This window comes from Streptomyces sp. JLBG701, assembly GCF_058544905.1.
The window spans coordinates 4,366,236-4,389,651 of the sequence record NZ_CM178588.1; the positions used below are offsets into that span (position 1 = coordinate 4,366,236).

Consider the following 23,416-nt stretch of genomic DNA (forward strand, 5'->3'; position numbering starts at 1 on the left):
AGGCCCCGTCTCCTGAGCGTGGTGTGGTGAACCCTCGTCCTGGGCTCACCACTTGGAGGGGGCAATCGGGCGGGACTACTGGAACGTGACCGTCGACTCGTCGTACTTGCAGAACGTGCCGTCCGGGCCCTCGCCCAGCGCCGTCGGCTCCGCACCCGTGTTGTTGCCCTTGAAGCGCTCGCAGATGGTCATGTCCTTGTCGCCTACGACCGTCACGCCCGAGATCGTCGCCGTGTCGCCGAAGTTGGAGTTGATGCCGACCAGGACCTTGCCGGGGGCCGTCGCCTTGACGTTGCTGACCACGATCGTGCGCTGGTACTGGGTCTTGCAGTTGCCGCACGAGCGGACCAGCTTGCCGAAGTCCTCGACCTGGAAGTTCTTGATGGTGAGGGTGCCGGCGCCGTTGAACTGGAGGACCTTGTCGTCCGCCTTGCGGGCACCGCCGCCGTCCACCACGTACTTGGCCGACGCCGACTTGCCTTTGAACGACGCCGCGTCCTCGCCGACGTCCTCCCACCACACGTTCTGGATCGTGCAACTGCCCAGGCAGTGAACGCCGTCGGCGGCCGGGGAACCCAGGATCACGTTCTTCAGGACGGCGCCGTCGGCGAGTTCGAACAGCGGGCCCTGGTCCTCGGACTGGCCGTCGCTGCCCAGGTCGCCGGCGCCGGAGAAGCGCGCGAGGGCGCCGTCGTAGGTGCCGGAGACCGAGATCGTGGCGGTCACCGACTTGTTGCCGGTCGCGGTCGGCCATGCGCCCAGCGTCGTGCCGGTGCCGGTGCCGGTGCCAGTGGCGGAGGTCGACGACGCGGTCGCCGTGGGGGTCTTGGTCGCTGTGGCCGACGCGGACGCCGACGCGGACTTCGTTGCCGAGGCCGTCGCCGACGGGGACGCCGTCGCCGTCTTCGTCGCCGTCGCCGAAGTCGTCGTAGAAGGCGTCGAGTTGGCCTTCGCCACCAGGTTCCAGCTCTTGCTGCTCGTCTTGTCGCACGAGTTCTGCTGGAGTGAACCGGCCTTGGCGTTCAGGCACTTGGCGCTGTTCGCGTTGACCAGGTGGTACGACTCCCCCACCGCCGCCAGCTTCCAGACCTGCGCGGAGCTGCCGTCACAGGTCTGCTGCTGGACCGCCTTGCCGGCCGACGTCGACGCGTTCTTCACTCCGGCGCACAGCCCGGTGGCCGCGGCCTTGACCGTGAAACCGCCGCTCTTGTCGGCCAGTTGCCAGGTCTGCGCGGTGGTGGCGGCGTCGCACGCGGCCGCGGTCAGCTGCCCGCCCGTCGCGGACGGTGCCGTCAGACACGTGCTGTCGGCCGCGTTCACCAGGGTGTACGTGCCGGCGCCCGGAACCGACGCGGACGCCGTCATCAGTACGCCGCCGGTGATCGCGCCGCCGCCCAGGGCCACGACCAGGCCGCCTATCAGGAGACCCCGGCGGCGGGTGGTTTTTCTGCGTCGTGGCCTGCGGGCGGCAGTTGCTGTCTCGCTCACGTCGTCGCTCTCGTTCGGGGGTTCGGTGCGCTTCCGTCCGTCAGTCGCCACAGGTCACGCGAAGGGTTGCCGCGTCTGCGAAATTTTTGTCGAGCGAGCGGCAACCCGGAGAGGGGTCGCGCGTCGTGAGGGGTGCAGGCGCTGCTTGGCGCCGACTTGTCGACCGTAGGGACATACAACGTGAGCAACTTGATGATGCGGCAGGCCCGTTCCCTCTCCCGTGGGCTCGCTGTGGGTGGGGCGGCGGTCGTCGTCGCCCTCGCCGTTCCGGTGCTGGCCGGTACGGCACACGCCGCCGCCAGTCCCGCTGCCACCACCGCGCCCACCGCCGAGCCCACGCAGCTGTCCAGCACCAAGCCCACCAGCGACCCCACCCCGGTACCCACCACCGACGCGACGGACTCCAAGCCGGCCGAGGCGACCCCCGTACCGAGCGAGGCAACCCCCGAGCCGACCAAGGACTCTTCCCAGGCGACCGAGGCCGCTCCCAGTGCCGTTCCCTCCAAGCCCGCCGAGGACGAGTTGGCGCACACCGGGGCCTCCTCCACCACCACGGCGCTGCTGGGGGCCGGTGCCGCCGTGCTCGTCGTCGGGGGCGGCGGGACGCTGTACGCCGTGCGGCGTCGGGCGAACTGACCGGCCTCACAACTCACCCACCGCCCAAGCGGGGAAGGGGATCATGCAACACATCGGCGTATGGCCCGTAGAGGCTTTCCAGCCCTCGCGGTCCTTCCGGCCCTTGGCCCTGCTGCGGGAACTCCTCCTCCGCAGCGGCAGCGCGCAGCCCACCAGTGCCTACGGCGCCGGCGCCGGTTCCGAGCGGCCGACCATCAGCGAGCTGTACCACGCGCACCGGCTGCGCATGGTGCACCTGGCCGTGCTGCTCGTCGACGACCGGGCCACCGCCGAGGACGTCGTGCAGGACGCGTTCACCGCGCTGTACCGGCGGCACGGGGAACGCATCCACGAGATCGACAACGCGTTGGCCTACCTGCGGACTTGTGTCGTCAACGCGTCCCGGTCCGTGCTGCGCCGGCGCCGTACCGCACGCGACTACGTACCGCCGTACGAGGCCGGGGCGCCCTCCGCCGAGGAACGCATCGTTCTCGCCGAGGAGCACCGTGAAGTGCTCGCCGCCATGGGCAAGTTGACCCGGCGGCGGCGGGAAGTGCTGGTGCTGCGCTACTGGGGCGAGCTGTCCGAGGCCGAGATCGCCGAGACCCTCGGGATCAGTCGCGGGTCGGTGAAGTCCATCGCCAGTCGTGCGCTCGACTCGCTGGAGAAGATTCTGGAGGCGCGGGGATGAGCCACAACTCCCATGGCTCCCACAACTCCCATGACTCGCATGACTCGCATGAGGAGTTCGGCGAGCGGCCGGTCGAGCAGCGCCTGCGCCGTGCCCTCGCCGCCCGTACCCAACTCGTCACCGTGGCAGATCTGAACCCGGCCGCGCCTCCCGGGCCTCATCTGCGCCGGTCCTGGCTCGGCCCGTTCTCGTTTCGCCAACTCGCTGTGCCGCTGGGTGCGTTCGCCGCCGGCGCGGCCCTCGTCATCGGGGTCGTTCTCCTCACCCCCGGCTCCGGTCCCGCCCGCCACGAACCCGGGGCGCCACCGGTCCCGGTCGTCCCGGCCTCACCGTCCGCGACCCCGTCGGACCCCACGCGAACCCCCTCCACACCCGTGCCGTCCGCCACGACGACCGACGGAAGCCTGCCTCCCGAGCCGAGTTCAGGCGCGGTGACACCGAGCAGCTCCGCGAAGGAGACAACGGAGGCGACCGAGGCAACGGAGAAGGCGGAGGGGGCGGAGGGGGCGACTGGCGCGACCCCTTCGGCGACCAGTGAGGCACCCGTCGTGGACTCATTAACGCCAGAGGAGAGCAGCCAGGAGAGCAGCCCCTAGGAGACCCCTCCACCGGACGGCCGCACCATCCCCCACAGTTCCGCCACCTCCGCCGCCACCCCCGGCCCCGCCAGCAGCAACGGCTCGTCGTACGACGGGACTTGGGGCAACGCCACCGCACCCGCCTCCGTCGCTATGAGGAGCGCGGGCAGGCCGTCGACCCAGTGGAACTCGCCGATCGCCGCGGCGGAGGCACGGCCCGCCGCGACCTGGGCCAGCGACAGGGCCGTAGAGCCCATCACGCGGACGGTGCAGTGGCGGGCGGCGAGTTCGGACAGCAGGGGGTCCATGCCCGGCCAGTGGGCGTGGGCCGCCCATTCCGTCAGGAACACGTGGCCGGTGAGGGTGGTGTGGTCGGCGGCGTGGACGGGGGTGCCGTCGAGGTGGGCGCCGCCGCCACGGACCGCGCTGAAGACCTCTCGGCGCCAGGGGTCGGCGACCACGCCGAGCAGCGGGGTGTCGTCCGGGGCCGCGAGGCCGAGGGAGAAGGAGCACCAGCCAAGCCCGTGGGCGTAGTTGGTCGTACCGTCGACCGGGTCGATGACCCAGTGCGGGGCGTCCTGGGCGCCCTCGTGGACTCCGTGTTCCTCGCCCTCGATGCCGTAGTCGGGGAACTCGCGGCGCAGGACCGACCGTACGTACGTCTCGACCGCCTCGTCCGTGTCAGTGACGATGTCGGCGGGGCTCGCCTTCTCCCGCACCGGCCCGTCCCCTGCACCGCGCGGACGCCGGATCGCCTCCGACGCCCAGTCGGCCAGCTCGGTCGCGACGGCCAGGGCCCGGTCGAGGTCAACGTCGCTCACGGTTCGCCTCACAGTTCGTTTCTCCTCAGGTCTCTCCCTCACGGGTGGCCCCACGACCATCCCATGCGAGTGCGCGCGTTAGCCTCGACGGCAGCAACCAGCAGGTGGTCGCACAGGTAGTCGCAGGAGGCAGGCATGGCGAAGGTCCCCAGCGCAGTGGTCGCCGCGAGCGGGCTCGTCGGCGGGTACGGCGTGGCCCGCTGGACCAAGAAGCGGGAGCTCGGCGGGGCCGTACTGGCCGTCGCGGGGGCCGCGGCCGCGCAGCAGTGGCGGCAGCGGGCGGGCGGGAAGGCGGCCGGGGCACTGACGGTCGCGTACGTCGCCGCCTTCGCCGGATCCCACCCGCTGGCGAAGAAGGTGGGCGCCTGGCCGGCCGTGTTCACGGTGGCCGGCGTGGTGGCCGCGGCGTCCTGGGCGGTCGCGGACCGGAACGCCTGAGCGCTCCGCTGGTTATGCGGTTCGTTTTCCGCAGGCCGGTGGGGGCTGGTCGCGCCCACGCGGCGGAGCCGCATATCGACACAGCCCCGCGCCCCTTGCAGGGCGCGGTCGCGCAGCCGACTTCACCAGGTCCGCTCAGGACACCCGGGTCGACCGAAACGCCCGCCGATAAGCCTGCGGGCTCGTCCCGACCACCCTCCGGAACCGTTCCCGGAACGCCGTCGGCGACCCGAACCCGGCCTGGGTCGCGATCCGCTCGACCGGATCCGGCGTCGTCTCCAGCAGATGCTGCGCCCGCCGCACCCGCGCCCGGTGCAGCCACTGCAGGGGCGTCGTGCCGGTCTGCTCCCGGAAGCGGCGGTTGAGCGTACGGGTGCTCATGCCCGCGTGGGCCGCGATCTCGTCCAGGGTGAGGTCGCGGTCGCAGTGGTCCTCCAGCCAGCGCAGCACCGGTTCCATCGTCGAGCCGGCCGGGGCGGGCGGCTGGGCCTGGACGATGAACTGGGCCTGGCCGCCCTCCCGTTCGAGCGGCATGACGCACATCCGGGCCGCCTGCGCGGCGACCGCCGAGCCGTGGTCCCGGCGGATCATGTGCAGGCACATGTCCATGGCCGCGGCCGCGCCCGCCGAGGTGAGGAACTGGCCGTTGTCGACGTAGAGGACGTTCGGGTCGACGGTCACCTTCGGGTACCGCTCCGCCAGGTCGGGCGCCGCGACCCAGTGTGTCGTGGCGCGCAGGCCGTCCAGCAGGCCGGTGGCGGCGAAGACGAAGGCGCCGACGCAGATCGAGGCGATGCGCGTGCCGTTCGCCGCGGCGGCGCGCAGTGCGTCCCGCACCTCCGGCGGCAACGGCACCGTCGGGTCCGCGATCCCGGGCAGGATGATCGTGTCGGCCTCCGCCAGCGCGTCGAGCCCGTACGGCGCCCGCACGGCGAACGCGCCCGCCCGCACCTCGTCCGCGACCGCGCAGACCCGCACCTGGTAGGCCTCACGGCCGTCGGGCAGGCGGGCCCAGCCGAAGGTGTCGATGGGGGCGGAGAGGTCGAACGGGATGACCTGGTCCAGTGCGAGTACGGCCACGATGTGGATCGGGGTGTGCATGGCGAGAGGGTGCCACGGAATGAGCGCGTTGGCGAAAATCCGTTGACCCATGGCAGTCCTGCCACTTCTGCAAGATCCCCAGGCCTCCTAGCGTCGCCTTGTGACCAAGTTCCTCCTCGCCGTGCACGTCCTCGCCGCGATCGTCGCGATCGGTCCCGTCGCCGTCGCCGCGAGCATGTTCCCGCCCAGCGCCCGCAAGGCACTCGCCGAGCCGGACGATCCCCGGGCCACGGAAACCGTGCGGCTCCTGCACCGCATCTGCCAGGTGTACGCCGCCGTCGGCGTCGTCGTCCCGGTCTTCGGGTTCGCCACGGCCAGCCAGATGGGCGTGCTCGGCGACGCCTGGCTGATCGCGTCGATCGCGCTGACGGCTCTAGCCGCGGTCGTCCTCATCGCGCTGGTCCTTCCGCGCCAGAACGCGTTCGTCGAGGGCAGCGGGACACACCGGGCCACCGTCCAACTCGCCATGTTCACAGGGGTGTTCAACCTGCTCTGGGCTGCGGTGACGGTTCTGATGATCATTCGGCCGGGATCCACCACCGGCGCCTAGGAGCTGTCCGAGCACGCGGCCGGCGCCCGCGTCCACTACGACGAGAGCTGTCTGCCCGATGTGCGGCTGGCTCCAACCCAATTTGTCAGCGGCCGCGCCCCGACGTCCTCTACGCCGACCGCGGTTACGACCACAACGTCTACCGCCGCATGATCTGAGCCCTCAGCCCGAACCGGCGACCAGTGCCTCGCCGAGCGGGGTGCGCCGGTAGAGCACCGACCGTCCGGACCGGGCGCGGACGAGCAGCCCCGCGCCTCGCAGGATGGCGAGGTGGTCTCCTACCGCGCCGGGTGCCATGGCGAGGCTTCGGGCGAGGTGGCTGGTACTGGCCGGGGCGTCCAGCGCTACCAGCAGCCGGGCTCGGGCCCGGCCGACCAGAGCGGTCAGCGCGTCCGGTTGGGGGACGGTCTCCTGTTCGCCCCACAGGGCGGCGGTGCCGCGGGCAGGGTAGACCAAGGTCCTGGGCCAGGGGTCTTCCGTGTGGGCGGCGATATGCCCGACGACGGCCGAAGGGATCAGCAGGAGCCCGTCGCCGGCGAGGCGGACTGTTCCGCCTCGGAAGAAGCCGATCTCGATGCCGCCGGCTTGCCAGGCGATGCCCGGGTGCAGGCTCTCGATGGTCGTGGCCCATCCGTGTTCGCCGATCACTCCCACCCGGTGCACGACATCGCGCTCACAGATCGCGCGCAGTTGCGGCCAGTCCGTGGCGAGCAGCTCGTGCCACGCCTGGTCCATCGCCTCGGCGATCCTGGGGACGGCGTCCGTCGAGTCCAGCACCGCGCGTACACGGGGATCGCGGGCGGACGGGCCGGTCGCGGTGGTGGCGAATTCGTGGCGGGCCGCTTCCAGCGGTGTGGCCCGGATCATGGCCAGGTCGTCTGCCCAGGTCTGGTTGAGGCCGCGTGGAGGCGGGGCGACGAAGTTCGGTCCGCCGTGCGGGGCCTGCAGAGCGAGGGCGGCGTCCAGTTCGGTCTCGCGGCGCAGCCGTTCAAAGGCCGGCAGGAGCCGGGCGGCCCAGGCTCGCGGCAGCGGCCGGCCCTGGCCGATGAGCGAGCGCAGCAGCAAGCAGAGGTCCAGCGCGGGCGACAGCGCGAAGCGGCTGCGCAGCAGGTCCTCGACGGAAACCTCGAAGCGCAGCACCCGGCCATGCTACTCCGGGACGCCTGTTTCGATTCGTCCAGGGACGAAACATTGGTGGGTGGTATGGGCGCACGGCGAGGCTGCGCGTCATGACCCCAACCGCCGAGCCCGCGCAGGGCAACCTCCGTGCCACCTACCGGGAGGTGCTGGCCGAGCCCCGATTCCGGCTGCTCTTCGCGACCCGCACCGTCGCGATCACTGCGGACGCGCTGCGGATCACGACGTTCTCGGTTCTGGTCTTCTCGGCCACCGGCTCCGCGCTGCTGAGCGCAGTGGCCTTCGGCATCGGCTTCATCCCGCAGTTGTTCGGCTCGCTGTTGCTGGGCTCACTGGCCGACCGACTGCCGCCCCGCGCGCTCATCACCGGCGGCTACGCCTTGACGTGCGCCGCCGCCCTGCTGCTCGCCCTGATGCGGATGCCGATCGCGGCAAGCCTCGGTGTCGTGGCGCTGGTCGCCCTCGCCACACCGGTGTTTCACGGCGCGTCGAGTCGGCTGGTCGCGCAGTCGCTGGAGAGCGACGCCTATGTACTGGGCCGGTCACTGAACAACATCGCCTCCTCCGGCGCGCAATTGTTCGGTCTGGCACTGGGAGGTGCGGTCGTCGCGGTACTCGGCCCGCACCGGGCGCTCGCGGTAAGCGCCGCCCTCTACCTCGGCTGCGCGCTCGCTATCCACATCCGGCTCCCCCGGCTGCAGCCGGGAGAGTTCGGCGGCACACCCGGCAGCGCTCGGGGCGATGGCGGGGCCGTCCGGGCAAGCCTGCACGGTGCCGGCCTGCTGCTGCGCGGACACACGGTACGACGACTGATGCTGGCCCAGTGGCTACCGCCCGCGTTCGTAGCGGGCGCGGAAGGTCTGATCGTCGCCTACGCGGGAGGACGCCACTTCGCGCCCGGCTGGTACGCGGTGCTGATGGGCTGTCTGCCGGTCGGCATGCTTGTCGGTGACCTGCTGGTGGGGCGACTGCTACGGCCGTCCACCCGGGAGCGACTGGTAGTCCCGTTGATCGCGCTGACGGGACTACCGCTGGTCGGCTTCGCTGCCGAGCCCGGAGTGGGCGTCTCGTCCTGTCTGCTGCTGCTCTGCGGCTTCGGATTGGCCTACGGTCTCGGCCTGCAACGGCCGTTCCTGGACGCCCTGCCGCAGGATGGCCAGGGCCAGGCCTTCGGTCTGCTCGGCTCCGGCAGCATGACGCTTCAGGGCGTCGGGCCGGTCTGCTTCGGCTCGGTGGCCGCAGGCATCGGAACAGGCGGCACAATCGCCCTGGCAGGCGGCGCGGCGGTGCTTACCGCCGGCTGGATTCTCACCTGGCACCCCACCCCCACGTCGAACAACCCATGGAAGGCTCATGCCGCATGATCGATGAATTCGCGAAGGACAACCTGCACGGGAGACTGCGGCGGGACCGCGAGGCGCTGCTCTGGAAACTCGACGGCTTGTCCGAATACGACGCCCGCCGACCTTTGACAGAGACCGGGACCAACCTCCTCGGCCTGGTCAAACACGTGGCCACCGTCGAGGCCAGGTACTTCGGCGAGGTCTTCGACCGCCCTTCCCCGGAACCGCTGTGCCGATGGCAGGACTACGACGGCAACGACCTGTGGGCGACCGAGGACGAGACCCGCGATCAGATCATCGGGTTCTACCGGCGCACGTGGGAACACTCGGACGCGACGATCAACGCGCTTCCCCTCGACGCCCCCGGCCACGTGCCGTGGTGGCCGGAGCCTTATACGAACACGAACCTGTTCGCCGTCATGGTCCACGTCCTCGGCGAGTCCATCCGGCATGCCGGTCACGCCGATATCCTGCGCGAGGGCCTCGACGGCCGGACCGGGATGCGCCCCGAACACGAGAAGCAGATCGACGAGGAAGCCCGTGCGGCCTACTGCGCGAAGATCGAGCAGGCCGCCAGGTCTGCCGCATCCGTCAGATCGCCCCGCCCCATGCTCGCAACAAACGACCCAGGCACGGGGCAGTCACATGATCGCCCGGACAGCTCCCAGGTGGTTCGTTGACTGCCGGCCGGTGGGGGCTGGTCGCGCAGTTCCCCGCGCCCCTTAGGGGGCACGGTGGTGCCCCAGGACGTTCACCACCCGCCCGCCCGGATCCCGTACGAAGAACCGCCGTACGCCCCACTCCTCGTCCCGCAGCTCCCGTACGACCTGCGCGCCCGACGCCACCACCTGCGCGTACACGGCGTCGACGTCCTCCACCTCCACGCTCAGGTCAGGGAGGACGGGGGCCGTGCGCTCCTCCGTCATGAAGCTGATCTGGGCGGTGGGGTTGGCCGGTGAGGCCAAGGTCATCGGATGTGCCTCCTCGCGTGCGTCCAGATTTTTCGCGCTCGCATTTTTGTTATCCCACCCCACCCCCGCCCGTCTCCTCACCGTCCCCGCCCACAGGCACGCGATTCGACCGTGAGGAACGAAGCACGTGACATCAGAGATCAGCCGCCGCAGCATGCTCAAGGCCGCGGGTGCGACCGCCGCCGCGGCCGGAGTCGTCGGAATCGGTACGGCCGCCGCCGGCCCGGCCGTCGCGGCAGGCGGCACCGCCTTCGCGCACCCCGGGCTGTTGCACACGCACGCCGACCTGGCCCGTATGGCCGCCAAGGTGAAGGCAGGTGCCGCCCCCTACACCGCCGGCTTCGCCAAGCTGACCGCCAACCGTCATGCGCAGAGCGGCTGGACGGCCCGTCCGACGGCCACCGTGTACCGGGGTTCGGGTACGCCCGAGAACTACGTGACCCTCTACAACGACATCCACGCCGCCTACCAGAACGCCCTGCGCTGGCACATCACCGGCGAGAGCGCGTACGCGGACACCGCCGTCGCGATCCTCAACGCCTGGTCGTCCACGCTGACCAGCCTCCAGGGCTCCGCCGACCGCTTCCTCGCGTCCGGCCTGTACGGCTACCAGTTCGCCAACGCCGCCGAACTCGTCCGCGACCACGCCGACTTCGACCTGGCCCGCTTCCAGAAGATGATGCTGGACGTCTTCTACCCGCTCAGCGAGGACTTCCTGGTCAACCACAACGGCGCCGTCATCACCAACTACTGGGCCAACTGGGACCTGACCAACATCGCCAGCGTCCTCGCCATCGGCATCCTCTGCGACGACAAGGCCAAAGTCGCCCGCGCCGTCGACTACTTCAAGCACGGCGCCGGCATGGGCTCGGTCAAGAACGCCATCCCCGTCGTGTACGACGACGGTCTCGCCGAGTGGGTCGAGGCCGGCCGCGACCAGGGCCACGCGCTGCTCGGCGTCGGCCTGATGGGCACGATCTGCGAGATGGCGTGGAACCAGGGCATCGACCTGTACGGCTATGACGACAGCCGCTTCCTCAAGGGCGCCCAGTACGTCGCCAAGTGGAGCATGGGCGGGGCTGTTCCCTACACGCCGAACACCCGTAAGAAGGGCGCGATCAACGGCTGGTCCGGCTCCGAGACCGCCACCGCGGCCGCCGCCGTCGACCCGGCGATGACCCGCCCGATCTGGGCGATGATCGCCAACCACTACACCAAGCGCCGCGGCCTGTCCGCCTCGTACCTCACCCAGATCGCCGCCAAGTCCGCGCCCGAGGGCGGCGGCGGTGACTACGGCCCCAACAGCGGCGGCTACGACCAACTCGGCTTCGGCACCCTGGCGTTCACCCGGGACAAGGCCAAGGAAACGACTGGCTCCGCCTCACCGAGCCCGTCAGCCACCACGTCGGCATCCGCTGCCTCGGCGCCGAGCCCGCAGTCAGCGACCACCGCACCGGCTTCCGCGACCGCCTCCGCGACCCCGTCCGCCGAAGGCGACCTCGCCTCCACCGGCTCCGGCGAAATCATCGGCTGGACCGCCGCCACGGGGATCACCGCCCTCGCCGGCGGCCTCCTCCTACTTCGCCGCCGCGACAGGGCCCGCCGCTAGGCGCTCCGCTGGCTGTGTCGATGTGCGGCTCCGCCGCGGGGCCGCGATGTGCCGTCGTTCGTCTGCGGCACCGTCGTGGCTGGTCGCGCAGTTCCCCGCGCCCCTTCAGGGCGCTGCCGAACCGGCGCCGACCTGCTTGGCCCCGTCCCAGTAACCGCGGCCCCAGACCGGTGCAGGCCTCCGACACGCGCACCCCATCCGCTGTCGGGGGCCTGCACCACCCCCACGTCACCCCACGTCACCCGCAAGCCCCGCCGCACGACTGCGGGGTGGAGGGGGTGTCGTACAGCACCCCCTCCACCCCGTCCGCCCAGTCCTCCCGCTCCGCCCTGAACGCCCGTCCCACCGTCGCCGCGACCAGCACCCCGGCCGCGATCACGAGGCTGAAGAAGGCCCAGCTCAGGGGCCACGCGTCGGCGAATCCGTCCGGTGGTCCCGGGTGGGTGCGCAGGGAGACGTACATCAGCGTCACCGGCGGCCCGGCCACGACCAGGAGCGGCCAGCCGAGACCGTCCCGCAGGCCGAAGTAGGCCGCCAGGAGCAGCAGGACGACGGCCAGGACGATGACGCCGACTCCCGTCACCGGCGTCGTCTCGTGGGTGGAGCCCGCCGTCTCCGCGCGGTTGCTCAGGTCCCAGGGGATGCAGACCAGGTACGCCGCCGAGGTGACGGCGGCGCCGAGTGCACGCGTCAGCCAGCGTTCCGGCCAGTGGCGCGTCCGCAGAGGGCTCAACAGCTTCTCGGTCTTCTCGGTCATACGTACGAGGGTTCCCCGTCGGCGGCGAACGCGACAGAGTACGCGTACTTAGGCTCACCTACTCAGCCGACTACCTCGCGGTCCCGCACACCCTCTTGGCCGAGGCCCCATACCTACGCCCCCAGCGCCCGCGACACCGTGAAGATCACCAGCCCCGCCAGTGAACCCACCACCGTGCCGTTGATGCGGATGAACTGGAGGTCGCGGCCGATGTTCGCCTCGATCTTCTTCGTCGTGTGCTCGGCGTCCCAGCCGGCCACCGTGTCCGTGATCAGGGAGGTGATCTCCTTGCGGTAGGTGGAGACGACGTAGACCGCGGCGCCCTCCACCCAGCCGTCGACCTTGTTCTGCAGCTTGGGGTCCTCCGCCATGCGCGCCCCCAGCGACAGCAGGGAGGCCCGCACCCGTAGCCGTAGCTCACTGCGTTCGTCCTCGGCGGCCGACACGATCATGGACCGTACGGCCGTCCAGGCGGACGCGATCAGGTCCTGGACCTCGCCGCGGCCCAGCACCTCGCCCTTGAGGCGCTCGACACGCGCGCGGGTGTCCGTGTCGGACTGGAGGTCGGAGGCGAAGTCGGTGAGGAAGCGGTCGAGGGCGCCGCGCGCGGGGTGGGAGGGCATGTCGCGCATCTCGGTGGTGAAGCGCAGCAGTTCCTTGTAGACCCGCTCGCCGACCCGCTTGTCGACGAATCTCGGGGTCCAGCCGGGCGCGCCGCCCTGCACCGCGCCCATGATCTCGTCGTCGTGCAGGACGAGCCAGTCGTGCGCGCGCGTGACGATCAGGTCGACGACGCGCTTGTGGCCGCCGTCGGCGACGACCTTCTCCAGCATCTTCCCTATGCCGGGCGCGATCTCCTGGGCGTCGGCCCGCCGGGTGATCGCCTCGCCGACGACCGCCTGGACGTCGGAGTCCCGCAGGACCGTCAGGGCACCCCGGAGTGCGGCGGACAGCTCCGCCGTCACCCGGTCGGCGTGCTCCGGCTCGGCCAGCCAGGCACCCAGGCGGCTGCCGATACCGACGGCGCGCAGCCGCTGCCGTACGACATCCTCGGAGAGGAAGTTCTCCCCGACGAACTCGCCCAGGGAGATGCCCAGCTGGTCCTTCTTGGTGGGGATGATCGCGGTGTGCGGAATAGGCAGGCCCAGCGGCCGGCGGAACAGAGCGGTGACGGCGAACCAGTCGGCGAGCGCGCCCACCATGCCGGCCTCGGCGGCGGCCGCCACGTAGTCCGCCCAGGGGCCCGCGCCCGCGTTCGACGACCACTTGGCGAGGACGTACACCAGCGCGACGAAGAGCAGCAGCCCGGTGGCCATGAGCTTCATTCGCCGCACCCCCCGCTGCTTCTCCATGTCCGCCGCGCTGAAGGTATTCATGGCGCGCGGCCGGGCATGCTGCTCTACGTCACCCGGCCCTGTTTCATCCGCTTTCGTGCGTTCCATCCGCTCCACCCGTTCAGGATCCCCCGAACACATTGTCCCAACCTGACCTACTCCCGGAACGGAACAAGAGTTCCCGGCGCCGCACAAAAGAGGGTCCCGAAGGGGGTCTGTTCAACCACCACGCATCCCATGCCGCATCATTGGGATGATCACAACGGAGCCTCGGGCTCCCATTGCCCGAGGAGACGCACCGCATGACCAGGCGCAACGGTTATGCCTTGCTCGCCGCGATCGTCGCGCTGATCGTGGCCCTGTCCGCCGCCATATACGTCGGCGTCGCGGCCGACGACGGCACCACCGGCCGCCTCGACGGCAAGAACGACCTCGCCACGCCCCGCGCCCCGCGCAACTCCGCCGCCCCCGTCTCCACCGGCACCTGGGTCAGCACCTGGTCCGCGTCCCCGGTGGGCGCCGAGCCCGGCACCGGGACCGGGGGCCTGACGGGCCGCTCCGTACGCAACGTCGTACACGTCAGCGTCGGCGGCACCAGCGCCCGGATCACGCTCTCCAACCTCTACGGCAGCCTGCCGCTGACCATCTCCCACGCCTCGATCGCCGTCGCCGCCGCCGCCAACAGCGCGGCCGCCGAGGCTCGGACCATGCGGCGGCTCACCTTCGGCGGCGCCACGACGGTCGTCATCCCGGCCGGCGACCAGGTCCTGAGCGACGCCGTCGGCATCCGCGTCCCGCACGACACCGACGTGCTGGTCACCACGTACTCCCCCACCCCGTCGGGAGCGGTCACCTACCACCCGCGCGCACGGCAGATCTCCTACGTCGCCGACGGCGACCGCACCGAGGACGTGACCGCCGGCGCGTACACCGAGGAGACCGAGCACTGGCGTTATCTGACCGCGGTGGACGTGCTGAGCAACGAGTCGGACGGCACCGTCGTCGCGTTCGGCGACTCCATCACCGACGGCGTCACCTCCACCGAGGGCGCCAACAGCCGCTGGCCCGACGTCCTTTCGGACAGGCTGCGCGAGGCGCTCGCGGCCGGCCGGAGCCTGCCCCGCTACAGCGTCGTCAACCAGGGCATCAGCGGAAACCGCGTCCTGGCCGACGGCACCGGCCAGACCGGCGAGAACCCCAGCGGGCTGAGGCGCTTCGACCGTGACGTCCTCGGCCGCACCAACGTCAAGGTCGTCGTCATCGACCTCGGCGTCAACGACATCCTGCGCAGCACCGAACTCGCCGACCCCGACACGATCCTCGACGGCCTGCGCACACTCGTCGACCGGGCCCACGCCCACGGCATCAAGGTCGTCGGCGCCACCCTGATGCCCTTCCAGGGCCACCGCGGCTACACGGCCGACCGCGACGCCGTGCGCCAGACCATCAACGCCGCGATCCGGGCGGGCCAGGTGTACGACGCGGTCGTCGACTTCGACGAGGCGCTGCGGGACCCGTACGACCCGCGCCAGTTCCGCTCCGACTACGACTCGGGCGACCATCTCCACCCCAGCGACAAGGGCTACCGGAAGATGGCGGAGGTCTTCGACCTGGACGACCTGAAGGGCTCGGTCCCGGCGGAACTGTAAGCCCTCACGCGCGCGCCAACGGGGACCAGCTCAGTGGTCCCAGTCCCGGTGCCGCCGCCCCTCGCGCCGCTCCCGGTGCCGTTCCCGGCGCTCCTCATGCCGTTGGCGCCGGTCGTCGTGGCGCCCGCGGATCATGTCGCGGGCCTCCTCCAGCGCCTCCCGGTGCGCGTCGGCCAGGTCGGCCAGGGTGTCGGCGGGCGAGGAGCCGAGCTCGCCGCGCGCGGCCTTGCGCTCCAGCTTCTCCTGGCGCCGCTCCTCCCGCAGCCGCTGCCGCTCGGCCCGGGTCAGCTTGCGCTCGATGCCCACGCCGCCCCAGAAGGCGAACCCGGTGACGATCACGCGCGGCGCGCCCGGTTCTCCCGGCACGCCCTCCTGGCTGTGGTCGAAGGCACCCATGAAGCCGATGCCCCGCACGACGACCTCGACGCCCGGCGGTACGACGACACCCATACCGCCCATGATCATGACGCAGTTGACGACCACCTCGCGGTCCGCGAAGTTCGCCTCGCGCAGGTCGAGTTCGCCGCCGCCCCAGAAGGTGAAGCAGTTGAACCGCTTGGGCACCGTCCAGCGCCCCTTGCGCTGGAAGCCCGACATGATGGCGACGGCCCACGTCGACGAGCCCTCGCCCCCGACGATCCGCGACGCCCAACTCCCCTTCTCCGCAGGCCCCTTGACCATGTTGACCGGCGGCGGGGTGACACCCCCGACCGGCAGGTCCCGGGTGATGGGCGTCAGCTCACCATACGTTCGCGCCTTGAACGTCGCCTCCAGCCGCTCCTCGAACTCCTCCATGTCGAGACGGCCCTCCGCGAGGGCGTCCCGCAGGACCTCGGCGACTCGTTCACGATCGGCATCGGATGCGCGAAGCTGCTCCGGGACTGCGTCGTCGGTCATATACGTCAGCCTACGAGGTCTCCGCGCCGGGGGCTACGAGAGGCTGAACGCTCTTAGGAGACGGCTCGCTCCGCCTGTTCGGCATACATCTTGGCGATCACGGCCTCGATGTCCGGCTCCCGCACCGACAGGTCCGCCAACGGGTACTCCGCCGCGATCCGCGCCACCAGCGGGGCCGCCGACTCCGACGCCGGGAAGGCCAGCCATTGGCGGGGCCCCTCCACCCGTACCACCCGGGCGTCCTGGACCTGGATCGGCGGGAGTTCGCGCTCCAGGTCCACCACCAGGGTGCGCTCGCTCTCGCCCGCCTCGTGCAGGCCCGCGAGCGGGCCGTCGTACATGATCCGCCCGTGGTCGATGACCATCACGCGCGAGCACAACTGCTCGATGTCCTGGAGGTCGTGCGTGGTCAGCAGGACCGTCGTGCCGCGCTCGGTGTTCAACTCCCGCAGGAAGGAACGGACCTTGGCCTTGGAGATGACGTCGAGCCCGATCGTCGGCTCGTCCAGGTACAGCACCTCGGGGTCGTGCAGCAGGGCCGCCGCGATGTCGCCGCGCATCCGCTGGCCGAGGGAGAGTTGACGTACGGGAACGTCCAACAGGTCGGCCAGTTCAAGGAGTTCGACGCAGCGGTCGAGGTTCTCGCGGTAACGCTCGTCGGGAATCCGGTACATGCGGTGCATCAGCTTGTACGAGTCGATCAGCGGCAGGTCCCACCACAGCGTCGTCCGCTGCCCGAACACCACTCCGATACGGCGGGCCAGCCGCGTCCGCTCCCGGGACGGGTCGATGCCCGCGACCCGCAACCGGCCGCCGCTCGGCGTCAGGATGCCGGTGAGCATCTTGATCGTCGTCGACTTCCCGGCGCCGTTCGGTCCGATGTAGCCGACCATCTCGCCGCGCGCGACCGAGAAGGAGATCGAGTCGACCGCCCGCACCTGCCGCCGCTCCCGCTTCAGGAAGCCCGTCTTCTTGCGCACGTCGAAGACCTTCTCGACACGGTCGAGTTCAATGAATGCGTCCATCGCCTGTCCTCTAGTTCCCCGTGCTCCGATACGCCCTCAGCCCCGACCGCCACGCCAGACCGGCCAGCGCACAGCACCCCACCGCCACCAACGGCGACGCGAAGGCCGTCCACGCGGGCAGACCGATCGGGTACGGCCGCCCCAACAGATAGGCAGCGGGCACCCAGTTGACGAAGGCGAGCGGCAGGACGAACGTCACGCCGCGCACCAGGTCCTTCCCGAACACGGTCGGCGGATACTGCAGCAGCGTGGTCCCGCCGTACGTGAACGCGTTCTGCACCTCGGACGCGTCCTGCACGAGGATCTGGAAGGCCGCGCCCGCCACGAACACCGCGCAGAAGATCGCCGCGCCGCTGACCAGCATCACCGGCACCAGCAACACCTTCGCCGCACTCCACTCGACGTCGACCGCCGTCAACGCCCACCCCAACACCAGCGCGCCCTGAGTGATCCGGCCCAGCCGGCGCACCGCGAAGTGGTCCGCGCCGACCTGCGCCAGCACCGGAACCGGGCGCACGAGCAACGTGTCGAACGAGCCGTCGCGGATCCGGGCGCCCAGCACGTCCATCGAGCCGAGCACCATGTCCGCGATCCCGAACGCCGTCGCCGACAGCCCGTACAGCAGGGCGACCTCGGGCAGCGACCAGCCGCCCAACGAGTCGACCTGCGAGAACATCAGCAGGATCGCCACGAAGTCCAGGCAGGTCATCATCCCGTTGCCGAACATCGTGATCACGAAGGAGGCGCGGTAGGTCATCGCCGACCGCACCCACATCCCCGCGATCAGCCCGTAGGCCCGCAACCCCTCGGTCAGCGCACTCCGCTCACCCACCCTGCACCACCACCCGCCGCGTCGCGGCCGACTGCAGCAGCCGCCCCGCCGCCAGCAGTACGACGGCCCACACCGCCTGGAAGGCGAACGCCCCCAGCACGTCGGTCTCCCCCATCAGCACGTCAGCCGGCATCTGGATCTGCGCCGCCCACGGCAACACCCGCACGACGTCGCCCAGCACACCCGGGAAGGCGTTCAGCGGCAACACGATGCCCGAGAAGAAGACCCCCGTGATCATCACGGCCTGCGAGACCCCCATGCCGTCCATCAGCCAGAACACGCTCAGCGCCGCCAGGAAACGGATCGCGAAACTGACCACCGCCGCCAGTAACAGCGCGACCGCGAACGCCGCCCAGGTGCCGACCTCCGTCGGCAGCGACATCGGGAAGAACACCGCGCCGAACACGAACGGGATCACGCCCCGCCCCAGCAACTGGAACGTCGACCGCCCCATGTCACTTGCCAGCCACCACAGTTGGAGATCGGCCGGCCGGTACAGGTCGACGGCGATCTCACCGGTACGAATGCGGTCCATCAAGTCCTTCTCGGCGCCGCCGCCCTGGATGGCGAGCGTCGCGTAGAGACACTGCCCCAGCCACACATAGGTGACGGCCTGCGCCTGGTCGTACCCCCCGAGATGCGGCTTCTCGTCCCACAACGCCAGATAGGTGTAGACGAGGATCACGCCGAAGACGGTGTTGGTGAACACCCCCGCCGCCGTGGCCGCCCGATACGTCGCGTACCGCCTGAACCCGCCTACCGCGACGGCGACGTACAACCGCCATGACCCCACACCCGCAACCCTCCTCGGCCCGCAGCAGCCCTTCAGACACCGAAGCGCAGGAGCCTAGTCCGCGGGCGGCTTGGCCTGCCAGGCATTTTCCGGGCGAACGCGTGCCGGTCGGAAGGGAACGGAACGCTTGGTGCGACAGTCTTCAACAGGGGACGCAGAAGGCGTACGAGGGCGTACGGGAACGTACGACGCGAAACAGGAGTCCGTGCACGACATGAGTGACGAGCCGCAGCCGCAGCAGCCGAACCAGGGCTGGGCACCGAGAGAGCCTGAGGCGGCTCCGCAACAAGGCGGCAAGAAGCGCCCCCGACGCGCCGGTTGGCGCCGGGCGATCCCGACCTGGCGCATGCTGCTCGGCACGTTCGTCGTCGGCATACTGCTGCTGATCGGCCTGTTCTTCCTCGGCTACTCCCTGGTCAAGATCCCGCCGGCCAACGCGATGGCGACGAAACAGAGCAACGTCTACCTCTACGCGGACGGCTCCGAGATCGCCCGCGACGGCCAGATCAACCGCGAGAACGTCACCCTCGCCCAGGTCGCCAAGGACGCCCAGCACGCCGTACTGGCCGCCGAGGACCGGGACTTCTACTCCGAGTCCGCCATCGACCCCAAGGCGATGATCCGCGCCGCCTGGAACACCGTCACCGGCAAGGGCAAGCAGTCCGGCTCCACGATCACCCAGCAGTACGTCAAGAACTACTACCTGGGCCAGGAACAGACCGTCACCCGCAAGGTGAAGGAGTTCTTCATCTCGATCAAGCTGGACCGCGAGGAGACCAAGGACGAGATCCTGGAGGGCTACCTCAACACCAGCTACTTCGGCCGCAACGCCTTCGGCATCCAGGCCGCCGCCCAGGCCTACTACGGCATCGACGCCACCGAACTCGACGCCGCCCAGGGCGCCTACCTCGCCGCCCTGCTCAACGCGCCCAGCGAGTACGACGTCGTCGCCCACCCCGAGAACAAGGCGGCGGCGCAGGCCCGTTGGAACTACGTCCTCGACGGCATGGTCAAGAAGGGCTGGCTCAGCGCGTCCGACCGCAGCGGAATGAAGTTCCCGATGCCGAAGGAGGAGAACACCTCCACCGGCATGTCCGGACAGCGCGGCTACATCGTCGACGCCATCAAGGACTACCTGCGCGACAACAACATCGTCGACTCCGACGAACTCGACGCCGGCGGCTACCGCATCACCACCACCCTGCAGAAGAGCAGGCAGAACGCCTTCGTCAAGGCCGTCAACGACCAGCTGATGTCCAAGCTCGACAAGGACAGCAAGGTCGACACCTACGTCCGCGCGGGCGGCGCCGCCGTCGACCCCAAGACCGGCAAGATCGTGGCGATGTACGGCGGCATCGACTACGTGAAGCAGTACACGAACAACGCCACCCGCCGCGACTTCCAGGTCGGCTCCACCTTCAAGCCGTTCGTCTTCGCCTCGGCCGTCGAGAACGACTCCACGACCCAGGACGGCCAGACCATCACGCCCAACACGTACTACGACGGCACCAGCGAGCGCCCCGTACAGGGCTGGAACGGCACCTACGCCCCCGAGAACGAGGACGGCGTCAGCTACGGCGAGATCACCGTGCGCACCGCCACCGAGAAGTCCGTCAACTCGGTGTACGCGCAGATGGCCGTCGACGTGGGCCCCGAGAAGATCAAACAGACGGCCATCGACCTCGGCATCCCCTCCGGCACCCCCGACCTGACCGCCACCCCCTCCATCTCGCTCGGCCCCGCCAACGCCAGCGTCCTCGACATGGCGGAGGCCTACGCCACGCTCGCCAACCACGGTGAGCACGGCACGTACACGATGCTGGAGTCCATCACCAAGGACGGCGCGGACGTCGTAGAACTCCCGAAGCGCAAGACCTCGCAGGCCGTCACCCGCCAGGCCGCCGACACGACAACGTCGATCCTTCAGAGCACCGTCGAGCAGGGCACCGCCACCGCCGCCCAGGCCGCCGACCGCCCCGCGGCCGGCAAGACCGGCACCGCGGAGGAGGACACGGCGGCCTGGTTCGCGGGCTACACCCCCGACCTGGCGACGGTCGTCTCGGTCATGGGCCAGGACCCGACCACGGCCGCCCACAAGTCCCTGAACGGCGTGATGGGCCTGCCCCGCATCAACGGCGGCGGCGCCCCCACCGAGATCTGGGCCCAGTTCACGAAGGCCGCCCTCAAGAACACCCCGGCCGACGACTTCGACCTCGAACTCCAGGAGGGCGCCGACGAGATCCAGGCCCCGCCGGTCCAGGAGACCCCCGAGCAGCCGGACGACGACGGCCAGGACAACGGGGGCACGACGACCACGGGCGGGCAGGACACCGAGGGTCAGACGGACGGGGGAACGACGACCGACGGGGGCACGACGACGACCGGCGGGACGACCGACGGCGGGACGACCACGACGACCGGCGGGACGACCACCGACGGCGGGACGACAGGCGACACCACGACGACCGGCGGCACGACAGGCGACACGACGACCACGGGCGGCACGACGGGAGATACGACGACCACCGGCGGTACCACCACCGGAACGACGACAGCCGGAGGATCCCCACCCAGCTCTCAGTAACCAGCCGTCAATGACGAAAGGGGCTGGTGACCATGGTCACCAGCCCCTTCGACGGACGTACGCCCTACAAATACAGGCCGGTCGAGTCCTCGGACCCCTCGAACCGGTCCGCGGCCACCGCATGCAGATCACGCTCGCGCATCAGCACGTACGCGATGCCCCGCACCTCGACCTCGGCGCGGTCCTCGGGGTCGTACAGGACGCGATCGCCCGGTTCGACGGACCGCACGTTCTGCCCGACCGCGACGACGTCGGCCCAGGCCAGCCTCCGGCCCACGGCCGCGGTGGCCGGGATCAGGATGCCGCCGCCCGAACGCCGCTCGCCCTCACCGACGTCCTGCCGCACGAGTACACGGTCGTGCAGCATCCGGATGGGGAGCTTGTCGTGCGGGGTGTTCTGCTCGATTCTTTTGGCGCTCACGCCCTGAACCTACCTGCCTTCAGCCCCTGCGGCGCCGGGCCCCCAGGGCCAGCAGCCCCACGAGCCCGACGGCGACGAGCGCGACCGGCACGATCCGCTCAAGGCGGGGTGCCCCGTCCTCGTCGACGAACTGGGTCTTCACATCGCTCACGACGCGGTTGGCCTGGACGTAGGCCCGGCCGAAGGTGTGATCGATGTTGGAGACGACCTTGGCCTTGGCGTCGCCGACGATGGTCTTCGGATGCACCCGCACCCCGATCTCGTCGAGCGTCTCGGCCAGCACATCGCGGCGACGCTTGATGTCCGCCTCGATCTGCGCCGGGGATCTGGTGTCCGACGTGTCCGCCACCGTACGGCCTCCGAAGTCTGCTGTTGCCTTGTTCCGGACAGTCTGTCAGCTCTGCGGCCGACCGCACTGTCAGGGCACCCGGTTACGCTGGTTCGATGAGCGAGCGACTCCAGCCCGGGGACCCGGCCCCCGCCTTCACCCTCCCCGACGCCGACGGCAACGACGTCTCCCTGTCGGACCACAAGGGCCGCAAGGTCATCGTCTACTTCTACCCGGCGGCCCTGACCCCCGGCTGCACGAAGCAGGCCTGCGACTTCACCGACAACCTCGACCTCCTGGCCGGCGCCGGCTACGACGTCATCGGGATCTCCCCCGACAAGCCGGAGAAGCTGGCGAAGTTCCGCGAGAAGGAACACCTGAAGGTCACACTGCTCGGCGACCCGGAAAAAACGGTCACCGAGGCCTACGGCGCCTACGGCGAGAAGAAGAACTACGGCAAGACCTACATGGGCGTCATCCGCTCCACGATCATCGTGGACGAGGAGGGCAAGGTCGAACGGGCCCTGTACAACGTCCGCGCGACGGGCCACGTAGCCAAGATCATCAAGGACCTGGGCATCTGAGGCACCACTTCCGCGAGGCAAGCGGCTCGTACTGGGAGAACCGGTACGGGCCGCTTTGCGGCAATCAACTCCCGGTACGATGACAGACAGCTGGCGGCGGTGGTGCAATGGCGACACAGCAGACTTAGGATCTGTGGCCCTTGATCGGGCTTGAGGGTTCGAATCCCTTCCGCCGCACTGAGAACGGCCTGCGTGTCGAAGGATCGATACGCAGGCCGTTTCCGTGCGCGAGCTCAGCCCAACAACTCCCGCACCACCGGCACCAACGCCCGGAACGCCTTCCCCCGATGGCTGATCGCGTTCTTCTCCTCGGCCGTCAGCTCGGCGCAAGTCCTCGTGTCGCCATCCGGCTGGAGGATCGGGTCGTAGCCGAAGCCGTTTGTGCCCACCGGGGCGTGTCGTAGTACGCCCCTCAGCTGGCCCTCGACCACCCGCTCCCGCCCGTCCGGCAATGCCAGCGCCGCCGCGCACGCGAAGTGGGCGCCCCTGTGTTCGTCCGCGATGTCCGACAGCTGGGCCAGGAGCAGCTCCAGGTTCGCCCTGTCGTCGCCGTGTTTGCCCGCCCAGCGGGCCGAGAAGATGCCCGGGGCGCCGTTCAGGACGTCTACGCACAGGCCCGAGTCGTCCGCGATCGCCGGGAGGCCCGTTGCCTGGGACAGGGTGTGGGCCTTCAGGAGGGCGTTTTCGGCGAAGGTGACGCCTGTTTCCTTGACGTCGGGGATGTCGGGGTAGGCGTCCGCGCCGACGAGGTCGTGGGGGAGACCCGCGTCGGCGAGGATCGCGCGCAGCTCGGTGATCTTTCCGGCGTTGCGGGTGGCGAGGATCAGGCGTGTCATGGCGTCCAGTATCCCGGCACTCGCCACGGCCCCC

Annotated in this window: 23 protein-coding genes, 1 tRNA gene and 1 pseudogene; 11 read left to right on the forward strand and 14 right to left on the reverse strand. The window is 70.1% G+C overall.

Going from position 1 to position 23,416, the window contains the following annotated elements; all coding sequences use genetic code 11:
* Nucleotides 1-75: 75 nt before the first annotated feature.
* Entirely contained in the window at nt 76-1,488 is a 1,413-nt protein-coding gene (locus AC5DRG_RS20005; protein ID WP_491811922.1) for a pectate lyase, read from the reverse strand.
* Between the two features lie 180 nt (nt 1,489-1,668).
* Between AC5DRG_RS20005 and AC5DRG_RS20010 the strand changes: the two genes are divergently transcribed.
* Complete coding sequence (locus tag AC5DRG_RS20010; protein WP_491811923.1) at nt 1,669-2,124, forward strand: LAETG motif-containing sortase-dependent surface protein; 456 nt, start codon at nt 1,669-1,671, stop codon at nt 2,122-2,124.
* A gap of 43 nt (nt 2,125-2,167) precedes the next feature.
* Entirely contained in the window at nt 2,168-2,794 is a 627-nt protein-coding gene (locus AC5DRG_RS20015) for an RNA polymerase sigma factor (RefSeq protein ID WP_491811924.1), read from the forward strand.
* A 592-nt stretch (nt 2,795-3,386) separates the two neighbouring features.
* Here the strand turns inward: AC5DRG_RS20015 and AC5DRG_RS20020 are convergent.
* A complete protein-coding gene (locus AC5DRG_RS20020) occupies nt 3,387-4,193 on the reverse strand; it encodes an inositol monophosphatase family protein (RefSeq protein ID WP_491811925.1) in 807 nt (268 codons plus the stop codon).
* 135 nt (nt 4,194-4,328) lie between these two features.
* Between AC5DRG_RS20020 and AC5DRG_RS20025 the strand changes: the two genes are divergently transcribed.
* Nucleotides 4,329-4,631: a hypothetical protein gene (locus AC5DRG_RS20025; RefSeq protein ID WP_491811926.1), complete on the forward strand. Its 303-nt coding sequence runs from the start codon at nt 4,329-4,331 to the stop codon at nt 4,629-4,631.
* Between the two features lie 135 nt (nt 4,632-4,766).
* Here AC5DRG_RS20025 and AC5DRG_RS20030 read toward each other — a convergent pair whose 3' ends face one another.
* Nucleotides 4,767-5,720 carry a GlxA family transcriptional regulator gene (locus AC5DRG_RS20030; protein ID WP_491813095.1) on the reverse strand — a complete coding sequence of 318 codons (954 nt, stop codon included), beginning with the start codon at nt 5,718-5,720 and terminating at the stop codon, nt 4,767-4,769.
* A 112-nt stretch (nt 5,721-5,832) separates the two neighbouring features.
* Between AC5DRG_RS20030 and AC5DRG_RS20035 the strand changes: the two genes are divergently transcribed.
* A complete protein-coding gene (locus tag AC5DRG_RS20035; protein ID WP_491811927.1) occupies nt 5,833-6,282 on the forward strand; it encodes a hypothetical protein in 450 nt (149 codons plus the stop codon).
* A 162-nt stretch (nt 6,283-6,444) separates the two neighbouring features.
* Here the strand turns inward: AC5DRG_RS20035 and AC5DRG_RS20040 are convergent, their stop codons facing one another.
* Nucleotides 6,445-7,422 carry an ArsR/SmtB family transcription factor gene (locus tag AC5DRG_RS20040; RefSeq protein ID WP_491811928.1) on the reverse strand — a complete coding sequence of 326 codons (978 nt, stop codon included), beginning with the start codon at nt 7,420-7,422 and terminating at the stop codon, nt 6,445-6,447.
* Nucleotides 7,423-7,511: 89 nt separating this feature from the next.
* Here AC5DRG_RS20040 and AC5DRG_RS20045 point away from each other — a divergent pair, with 89 nt between their 5' ends.
* Together AC5DRG_RS20045 and AC5DRG_RS20050 are read left to right on the forward strand one after the other, a co-directional pair.
* On the forward strand, nt 7,512-8,783 hold the full coding sequence (locus AC5DRG_RS20045; protein ID WP_491811929.1) for an MFS transporter: 1,272 nt from the start codon (nt 7,512-7,514) through the stop codon (nt 8,781-8,783).
* Nucleotides 8,780-9,442, forward strand: coding sequence for a DinB family protein (locus AC5DRG_RS20050; RefSeq protein WP_491811930.1), 663 nt, complete (start codon nt 8,780-8,782; stop codon nt 9,440-9,442). Before AC5DRG_RS20045 ends, AC5DRG_RS20050 begins: the two co-directional genes overlap by 4 nt.
* A gap of 42 nt (nt 9,443-9,484) precedes the next feature.
* On the opposite strand, the pseudogene AC5DRG_RS20055 reads toward AC5DRG_RS20050, so the two are convergent.
* Nucleotides 9,485-9,733, reverse strand: a pseudogene (locus AC5DRG_RS20055) (VOC family protein); the annotation flags it as partial.
* A gap of 154 nt (nt 9,734-9,887) precedes the next feature.
* Here AC5DRG_RS20055 and AC5DRG_RS20060 point away from each other — a divergent pair.
* A complete protein-coding gene (locus AC5DRG_RS20060; protein WP_491813096.1) occupies nt 9,888-11,342 on the forward strand; it encodes an alginate lyase family protein in 1,455 nt (484 codons plus the stop codon).
* 238 nt (nt 11,343-11,580) lie between these two features.
* Here AC5DRG_RS20060 and AC5DRG_RS20065 read toward each other — a convergent pair whose 3' ends face one another.
* Both AC5DRG_RS20065 and AC5DRG_RS20070 read right to left on the reverse strand, forming a co-directional pair.
* Nucleotides 11,581-12,099, reverse strand: a complete 519-nt coding sequence (locus AC5DRG_RS20065; protein WP_491811931.1) for a hypothetical protein — start codon at nt 12,097-12,099, stop codon at nt 11,581-11,583.
* Between the two features lie 113 nt (nt 12,100-12,212).
* Nucleotides 12,213-13,574 (reverse strand): DUF445 domain-containing protein, encoded by a 1,362-nt coding sequence (locus AC5DRG_RS20070; RefSeq protein ID WP_491811932.1) that lies wholly within the window; start codon nt 13,572-13,574, stop codon nt 12,213-12,215.
* 161 nt (nt 13,575-13,735) lie between these two features.
* Between AC5DRG_RS20070 and AC5DRG_RS20075 the strand changes: the two genes are divergently transcribed.
* Complete coding sequence (locus tag AC5DRG_RS20075; RefSeq protein WP_491811933.1) at nt 13,736-15,082, forward strand: SGNH/GDSL hydrolase family protein; 1,347 nt, start codon at nt 13,736-13,738, stop codon at nt 15,080-15,082.
* 30 nt (nt 15,083-15,112) lie between these two features.
* On the opposite strand, the gene AC5DRG_RS20080 is transcribed toward AC5DRG_RS20075, so the two are convergent.
* Genes AC5DRG_RS20080 through AC5DRG_RS20095 form a run of 4 tightly spaced genes read right to left on the reverse strand, consistent with a single transcriptional unit; the run spans nt 15,113 to nt 18,629 of the window.
* Nucleotides 15,113-15,979, reverse strand: a complete 867-nt coding sequence (locus AC5DRG_RS20080; RefSeq protein ID WP_491811934.1) for a DUF1707 SHOCT-like domain-containing protein — start codon at nt 15,977-15,979, stop codon at nt 15,113-15,115.
* A 53-nt stretch (nt 15,980-16,032) separates the two neighbouring features.
* On the reverse strand, nt 16,033-17,004 hold the full coding sequence (locus tag AC5DRG_RS20085; RefSeq protein ID WP_491811935.1) for an ABC transporter ATP-binding protein: 972 nt from the start codon (nt 17,002-17,004) through the stop codon (nt 16,033-16,035).
* A gap of 10 nt (nt 17,005-17,014) precedes the next feature.
* Nucleotides 17,015-17,836 carry an ABC transporter permease gene (locus AC5DRG_RS20090; RefSeq protein ID WP_491811936.1) on the reverse strand — a complete coding sequence of 274 codons (822 nt, stop codon included), beginning with the start codon at nt 17,834-17,836 and terminating at the stop codon, nt 17,015-17,017.
* Nucleotides 17,829-18,629, reverse strand: a complete 801-nt coding sequence (locus AC5DRG_RS20095) for an ABC transporter permease (RefSeq protein ID WP_491811937.1) — start codon at nt 18,627-18,629, stop codon at nt 17,829-17,831. Before AC5DRG_RS20095 ends, AC5DRG_RS20090 begins: the two co-directional genes overlap by 8 nt.
* A gap of 214 nt (nt 18,630-18,843) precedes the next feature.
* On the opposite strand from AC5DRG_RS20095, the gene AC5DRG_RS20100 reads away from it, so the two are divergent.
* Entirely contained in the window at nt 18,844-21,213 is a 2,370-nt protein-coding gene (locus tag AC5DRG_RS20100) for a transglycosylase domain-containing protein (protein ID WP_491811938.1), read from the forward strand.
* A 64-nt stretch (nt 21,214-21,277) separates the two neighbouring features.
* Here the strand turns inward: AC5DRG_RS20100 and AC5DRG_RS20105 are convergent, their stop codons facing one another.
* Both AC5DRG_RS20105 and AC5DRG_RS20110 read right to left on the reverse strand, forming a co-directional pair.
* Nucleotides 21,278-21,580: a GroES family chaperonin gene (locus tag AC5DRG_RS20105; protein WP_491813097.1), complete on the reverse strand. Its 303-nt coding sequence runs from the start codon at nt 21,578-21,580 to the stop codon at nt 21,278-21,280.
* 73 nt (nt 21,581-21,653) lie between these two features.
* A complete protein-coding gene (locus tag AC5DRG_RS20110; RefSeq protein WP_491811939.1) occupies nt 21,654-21,983 on the reverse strand; it encodes a DUF3618 domain-containing protein in 330 nt (109 codons plus the stop codon).
* Between the two features lie 95 nt (nt 21,984-22,078).
* Here AC5DRG_RS20110 and bcp point away from each other — a divergent pair, with 95 nt between their 5' ends.
* Both bcp and AC5DRG_RS20120 read left to right on the forward strand, forming a co-directional pair.
* The gene (bcp, locus tag AC5DRG_RS20115; protein WP_491811940.1) at nt 22,079-22,546 is read left to right on the forward strand and encodes a thioredoxin-dependent thiol peroxidase; all 468 of its coding nucleotides are present in this window, start codon (nt 22,079-22,081) and stop codon (nt 22,544-22,546) included.
* Between the two features lie 93 nt (nt 22,547-22,639).
* Nucleotides 22,640-22,723: transfer RNA gene (locus AC5DRG_RS20120), tRNA-Leu, on the forward strand.
* A 56-nt stretch (nt 22,724-22,779) separates the two neighbouring features.
* Here AC5DRG_RS20120 and rdgB read toward each other — a convergent pair.
* Nucleotides 22,780-23,382 (reverse strand): RdgB/HAM1 family non-canonical purine NTP pyrophosphatase, encoded by a 603-nt coding sequence (rdgB, locus tag AC5DRG_RS20125; protein ID WP_491811942.1) that lies wholly within the window; start codon nt 23,380-23,382, stop codon nt 22,780-22,782.
* Nucleotides 23,383-23,416 lie beyond the last annotated feature (34 nt).

Excerpts from the sequence above, each read along its gene's own strand:
- AC5DRG_RS20065 (WP_491811931.1), bottom strand. The coding sequence starts at position 12,099 with ATGACCGAGAAGACCGAGAAGCTGTTGAGCCCTCTGCGGACGCGCCAC.
- AC5DRG_RS20025 (WP_491811926.1), top strand. The coding sequence starts at position 4,329 with ATGGCGAAGGTCCCCAGCGCAGTGGTCGCCGCGAGCGGGCTCGTCGGC.
- AC5DRG_RS20045 (WP_491811929.1), top strand. The coding sequence starts at position 7,512 with ATGACCCCAACCGCCGAGCCCGCGCAGGGCAACCTCCGTGCCACCTAC.
- AC5DRG_RS20075 (WP_491811933.1), top strand. The coding sequence starts at position 13,736 with ATGACCAGGCGCAACGGTTATGCCTTGCTCGCCGCGATCGTCGCGCTG.
- bcp (WP_491811940.1), top strand. The coding sequence starts at position 22,079 with ATGAGCGAGCGACTCCAGCCCGGGGACCCGGCCCCCGCCTTCACCCTC.
- rdgB (WP_491811942.1), bottom strand. The coding sequence starts at position 23,382 with ATGACACGCCTGATCCTCGCCACCCGCAACGCCGGAAAGATCACCGAG.
- AC5DRG_RS20060 (WP_491813096.1), top strand. The coding sequence starts at position 9,888 with ATGCTCAAGGCCGCGGGTGCGACCGCCGCCGCGGCCGGAGTCGTCGGA.
- AC5DRG_RS20050 (WP_491811930.1), top strand. The coding sequence starts at position 8,780 with ATGATCGATGAATTCGCGAAGGACAACCTGCACGGGAGACTGCGGCGG.
- AC5DRG_RS20100 (WP_491811938.1), top strand. The coding sequence starts at position 18,844 with ATGAGTGACGAGCCGCAGCCGCAGCAGCCGAACCAGGGCTGGGCACCG.
- AC5DRG_RS20015 (WP_491811924.1), top strand. The coding sequence starts at position 2,168 with ATGCAACACATCGGCGTATGGCCCGTAGAGGCTTTCCAGCCCTCGCGG.
- AC5DRG_RS20080 (WP_491811934.1), bottom strand. The coding sequence starts at position 15,979 with ATGACCGACGACGCAGTCCCGGAGCAGCTTCGCGCATCCGATGCCGAT.
- AC5DRG_RS20070 (WP_491811932.1), bottom strand. The coding sequence starts at position 13,574 with ATGTGTTCGGGGGATCCTGAACGGGTGGAGCGGATGGAACGCACGAAA.
- AC5DRG_RS20085 (WP_491811935.1), bottom strand. The coding sequence starts at position 17,004 with ATGGACGCATTCATTGAACTCGACCGTGTCGAGAAGGTCTTCGACGTG.
- AC5DRG_RS20105 (WP_491813097.1), bottom strand. The coding sequence starts at position 21,580 with ATGCTGCACGACCGTGTACTCGTGCGGCAGGACGTCGGTGAGGGCGAG.